Annotated in this window: 6 protein-coding genes and 1 tRNA gene; 4 read left to right on the top strand and 3 right to left on the bottom strand. The window is 61.9% G+C overall.

The features are described 5' to 3' along the window. Positions 1-367: 367 nt before the first annotated feature. From arfB to NP534_RS25565, 3 genes are all read right to left on the bottom strand, one after another. Positions 368-781, bottom strand: a complete 414-nt coding sequence (arfB, locus tag NP534_RS25575) for an alternative ribosome rescue aminoacyl-tRNA hydrolase ArfB (RefSeq protein WP_274100569.1) — start codon at positions 779-781, stop codon at positions 368-370. Positions 782-1,253: 472 nt separating this feature from the next. After that, positions 1,254-1,329, bottom strand: a tRNA-Thr gene (locus NP534_RS25570). 70 nt (positions 1,330-1,399) lie between these two features. Next, positions 1,400-1,810, bottom strand: coding sequence for a pilin (locus NP534_RS25565; RefSeq protein WP_274100568.1), 411 nt, complete (start codon positions 1,808-1,810; stop codon positions 1,400-1,402). Positions 1,811-2,027: 217 nt separating this feature from the next. Here NP534_RS25565 and NP534_RS25560 point away from each other — a divergent pair, with 217 nt between their 5' ends. The 4 genes from NP534_RS25560 to yacG are packed head-to-tail and all read left to right on the top strand — an operon-like array spanning position 2,028 to position 4,925. Beyond that, positions 2,028-3,236: a type II secretion system F family protein gene (locus NP534_RS25560; protein ID WP_274100567.1), complete on the top strand. Its 1,209-nt coding sequence runs from the start codon at positions 2,028-2,030 to the stop codon at positions 3,234-3,236. Positions 3,237-3,238: 2 nt separating this feature from the next. Next, positions 3,239-4,105, top strand: coding sequence for a prepilin peptidase (locus NP534_RS25555; RefSeq protein ID WP_274100566.1), 867 nt, complete (start codon positions 3,239-3,241; stop codon positions 4,103-4,105). Further along, entirely contained in the window at positions 4,105-4,728 is a 624-nt protein-coding gene (coaE, locus tag NP534_RS25550; RefSeq protein ID WP_047582819.1) for a dephospho-CoA kinase, read from the top strand. The genes NP534_RS25555 and coaE overlap by 1 nt, the downstream gene beginning before the upstream one ends. After that, positions 4,725-4,925, top strand: coding sequence for a DNA gyrase inhibitor YacG (gene yacG / locus NP534_RS25545; protein WP_047582821.1), 201 nt, complete (start codon positions 4,725-4,727; stop codon positions 4,923-4,925). The genes coaE and yacG overlap by 4 nt, the downstream gene beginning before the upstream one ends. Positions 4,926-4,996 lie beyond the last annotated feature (71 nt).

Genomic DNA, 4,996 nt, shown 5'->3' with positions numbered 1-4,996 from the left:
AGCGCCGCCCGCGCGGCGCATCGCGAGCAAGCTCGCTCCTACATCCGTTTCGGGCCAGTTATTCCTGAGGCATTGGCGCGCGTCCCCTTAGCGTCCGCCTCAATATTGTGTCGTACAAACAAGGCGGTCGCGCGCGCTGGCACAGGCGATACTGGCCCGAAACAGATGTAGGAGCGAGCTTGCTCGCGATGCGCCGCGCGGGCGGCGCCGGATCTGATAGGCGCTGAAAATGCCAAGCCAGGCACCTGGTTGCCCCGAATACAATCTCCAGGCATCCCCCCTTAAAAAAGCCGAGGACATCCTGGCCTCAGTCGCTCGTGCGGCACGGGCCTTGAGCAATTTTCATTGGTACTTCTGAAACACCGCACTAGAACTCCACCTTACCCCGCCCCGCCTTGACAGTGCTGCGCCTGGCTTTTCCTTCGAGGCGGCGGGTCTTCGAGCCGAGGGTCGGTTTGGTGGGGCGGCGTTTCTTCTCGGTCTTGCCGGCAGTGATGATCAACTCGGCAAGACGCGCCAGTGCGTCAGCGCGGTTCTGCTCCTGGGTGCGGTACTGTTGGGCCTTGATGATCAATACGCCGTCACCGGTGATGCGACTGTCACGCAGCGCCAGCAGCCGCTCCTTGTAAAACTCGGGCAGCGACGAGACGGGAATGTCGAAGCGCAGGTGCACGGCGCTGGACACCTTGTTGACATTCTGCCCGCCTGCGCCTTGCGCGCGGATGTATGTCAGTTCGATGTCGGCATCTGGCAGATGCACGTTATTCGAGATGGTCAGCACGGCATGGCCCTTGTCATTGCCTTCCATTATCACAGCCTTCGCCGCTGGCCTACAGAACAAAAGACGTTTGACCTCAACCACAGTGGTCGAGACGTTCTACTCCGCCATTGCCAATTCGTACATCAATGCACTCAGCTAGAACGCTTGGGCTGGGTGGGTCCCTCCAATTTCAGTCTGCGGAATAACTCAGCAGCAGGTCGTAGTGAGAAAACTGGGGCCTCTCAAAATTATCTCTAAACGGAAAAAACGTTATCTAGAAAAAACTCGGGTTTTCCCCCGTGAACATTGGTCCAAACCGAATCAACAGATACACACTATCTAGAAAAGCCTGCAACCCTAAGTGGAAAACCGCGCCCCCTCAAGTCAAAGCACGCAGATCAACAGCGTAAAGAACAGCCACAAAAAAACCCGCACAAGGCGGGCTTCTTAGCAGGGCCAACAAGCGAAAAATCGCCAATGGCCAATCTGAATGTGGTGCCGGAGACAGGAATCGAACCTGCGACCTTCGCGTTACGAGTGCGCTGCTCTACCGACTGAGCTACACCGGCGTGTAGCGCAACGTACCACTGCCGCACCCGTTACGCAAACCCCTGTTTCCCCTCGTTTATTGCCCTGCCCTCAAGCCCCTTTGCAACCACTCGGCGCGAGGTCTTCCTCGATGTTGGTGGTGCAGCCCCACCCAGTAGCCGAGCGGGTCAGGGTCAGGGCTTTGCCAACCACGGTGGCCGGTGCATCCACCAGTGTGCACACAATGCTCCCGGTGCCGGCAGCTGCGTTGCCGCTGGCGGTAATCGCGCAATGCGCTGTCGCCGGTTGCCCACCCAGCGCGGCTACATCCGCCACATCCTTGCCTTCGTTCAAGCGCAGGTCCATGGCCGTCTTCAGCGCCGAAATCTCCAGCAACCCGGCTGCGGCCTTGGTGCGGGACTGGTGGTTGGTGTACATCGGTATGGCGATGGTCGCCAGAATGCCGATGATCGCGACGACGATCATCAGTTCGATCAGGGTGATACCGCGTTGCCCTTTCATGAACGTTTTCCTTGTTTGATACGCATACACATTGGGGTCACTCTCGGCCCCAGGCTGGCAGCGGCGCAGTAGGCCTGAACAGACACCTTTTGTCACCCCTGCCAGCCTGGGCGTCATCTTCGCTGAACTACTCTAGTGAGCATCAGGGAAGCACGCCCTCTCATGGACGCGGCAAGCTGTTTCGAGGCTTGTCGTACGGGCAAAAAAGGACCTTTGCATGAACCCTTCGATACGTCTTTACGCCTGGCAGGGCACCAACGCTGATGGCCTGGCCGTCAGTGGGCAAATGGCTGGGCGCAGCCCGGCTTATGTGCGCGCCGGGTTGCTGCGCCAGGGCATTCTGGTGGCGCGTTTGCGGCCTGCTGGCGGGCGGGCGTGGCGTTGGCCGAAGCGGCGGGAGAAAACCGACCCGGCGGGTTTCAGCCGGCAGTTGGCGACGTTGCTTAAAGCCGGGGTGCCGCTGCTGCAGGCGTTCGAGGTGATGGGGCGCAGTGGCTGTGATGCGGCGCAGGCGGCGTTGCTGGTTCGATTGAAACAGGATGTGGCATCGGGGCTGGGGCTGGCGGATGCGTTGCAGCGCCACCCGGGGTGGTTCGATACGTTGTACTGCAACCTGGTGCGTGTGGGTGAGCAGTCCGGCACGCTCGACCGGCAGCTGGAGCAGCTGGCGGGCATGCTGGAACAGCGCTTGGCCCTGCACAAGAAGTTGCGCAAGGCGATGATCTACCCGCTGCTGTTGTTGCTGACCGGGTTGGGCGTTTCGGCGGTTTTATTACTGGAGGTGATCCCGCAGTTTCAAAGCCTGTTCGCGGGGTTTGATGCGGCACTGCCGGCCTTCACCCAGTGGGTGATCGACTTGTCCACAGGGCTGGGGCGTCATGCACCGGTGTTGCTGGTAAGTGCGGTGCTGTTGGCGGTGGCTGGGCGCGAGCTTTACCGCAAGCACAGGCCAGCGCGCTTGTGGATAACTCAGCGGGTGTTGGGCCTGCCGGTGTTCGGCAAGCTGCTGGGGCAGGCGGCGCTGGCGCGTTTTGCGCGCAGCCTGGCAACGTCTTATACGGCTGGGGTGCCGCTGCTGGATGCCTTGGGTACGGTGGCCAAGGCCAGTGGTGGCGAGCTGCATCAACAGGCGATCCAGCGCTTGCGCCAAGGCATGGCCAATGGGCAGGGGCTGAACCAGGCGATGGCGGCCGAACCGCTGTTCCCGCCGCTGCTGGTGCAGCTGGTGGCCATCGGTGAGTCCAGTGGCACGCTGGACCAGATGCTGGAAAAAGCCGCCAGCCACTACGAGGAACAGGTCAGCCAGGCGCTGGACCAGTTGACCAGCCTGCTGGAGCCGGCCATCGTGCTGGTCCTGGGCCTGCTGGTTGGCGGCCTGGTGGTGGCGATGTACCTGCCGATCTTCCAGCTGGGTAGCTTGATCTGAACATGACTTTATGGACCTTCCTGGCGATAGAGCCGGCTTACTTCATCACCCTGGCGACCGTGCTCGGCCTGTTGGTGGGCAGTTTTCTCAACGTTGTGGTGTACCGCCTGCCGATCATGCTGGAGCGCCAATGGCAGCGTGAGGCACACGAAGTGCTGGGGCTGCCGGTGACCGAGCACGAGCGTTTCGACCTGTGCCTGCCGGCCTCGCAGTGCACGCAGTGCGGGCACCAGATACGGGCGTGGGAAAACGTCCCGGTGCTCAGCTACCTCGCGTTGCGCGGGCGCTGTTCGGCCTGCAAACAGCGCATCAGCGTGCGTTACCCGTTGGTCGAGGTGGGTTGTGCGCTGCTGTCGATGGTGGTGGCCTGGCGCTACGGGGCCAGCGTCGAGGCACTGGTGCTGCTGCCGCTGACCTGGAGCTTGCTGGCCCTGAGCTTGATCGACCATGACCAACAACTGCTGCCCGATGCCATCGTGCTGCCGGGGCTGTGGCTTGGGCTGATCGTCAATTACTTCGGGGTATGGGTGCCCTTGCCCGATGCCGTATGCGGCGCGGTGGTCGGGTACCTCAGCCTGTGGACGGTGTACTGGCTGTTCAAGCTGGTTACCGGCAAGGAAGGCATGGGCTATGGCGACTTCAAGCTGTTGGCGCTGCTCGGCGCCTGGGGTGGCTGGCAGGTGCTGCCGCTGACCTTGTTGCTGTCGTCGGTGCTTGGGGCGCTGGTTGGGGTGTACCTGCTGCGGGTGCGCAAGCATTCCATGGGTACGGCCATGCCATTTGGGCCCTATCTGGCAATTGCGGGGTGGATTGCCGTGCTCTGGGGTGATGAAATATACGCCTCTTACATGCAACTGCTTGGATTCTGATGACCACTGCAGCTTTCACCCCTTGGATTCTGGGCCTGACCGGCGGAATCGGCAGCGGCAAGAGTGCCGCCGCCGAGCGCTTCGTCGAGCTTGGCGTGCACCTGGTCGATGCCGACCAGGCGGCGCGCTGGGTGGTCGAGCCTGGGCGACCGGCGCTGGCCAGCATTGTCGAGCGCTTCGGCCCTGGCGTGCTGCTGGACGATGGCCAACTCGACCGCGCGGCCTTGCGCCAGCTGATTTTCGCCGACCCGGCGCAGCGCCAGTGGCTGGAGGCGTTGCTGCACCCGCTGATCGGGCAGGAGATTTTCAGCTACCTGGCCAAGGCCGAATCGCCTTATGCCGTGTATGTGTCACCCTTGCTGATCGAGTCGGGCCAGTATCGCAAGACCCAGCGCGTGCTGGTGATCGATGCGCCGCAGGCGTTGCAGGTGGAACGTACGCTGCAGCGGGACAACACCAGCCCGGAGCAGGTGCAGGCCATTCTCAATGCGCAGCTGGCCCGTGAAGAGCGGCTGCGTCATGCCGACGATGTGGTGGTCAATGACCGCGACCTTGCCGCGTTGCACGAGCAGATCGACCGTCTGCATCATTTTTACCTGACTTTACGAGGAGGCCAGCCATGAGCCAGCCATTGACCGTCGACTGCCCTACCTGTGGCGCACCTGTGGAATGGAACGAGAAAAGCACGTGCCGGCCGTTTTGCTCTGATCGCTGCAAGCTGATCGACCTGGGGGCCTGGGCGGCGGAAGAACACAAGATCGCGGGGTCGGAAGAGTCCGAGGATGAGCTGTATTCGGGGGACCTGGAGCCGCGGCACTAAGCCTCTGTATTGGCACTCTGCATTGGCACTCTGTAGGAGCGGCCTTGCGTCGCGAAAGGGCAGATCGGAAG

Source organism: Pseudomonas sp. 39004, assembly GCF_028682155.1.
Lineage (GTDB): Bacteria > Pseudomonadota > Gammaproteobacteria > Pseudomonadales > Pseudomonadaceae > Aquipseudomonas > Aquipseudomonas capeferrum.
Note: the sequence above shows the minus strand (reverse complement) of the source record. Positions and strands in the feature narration are given on the sequence as shown.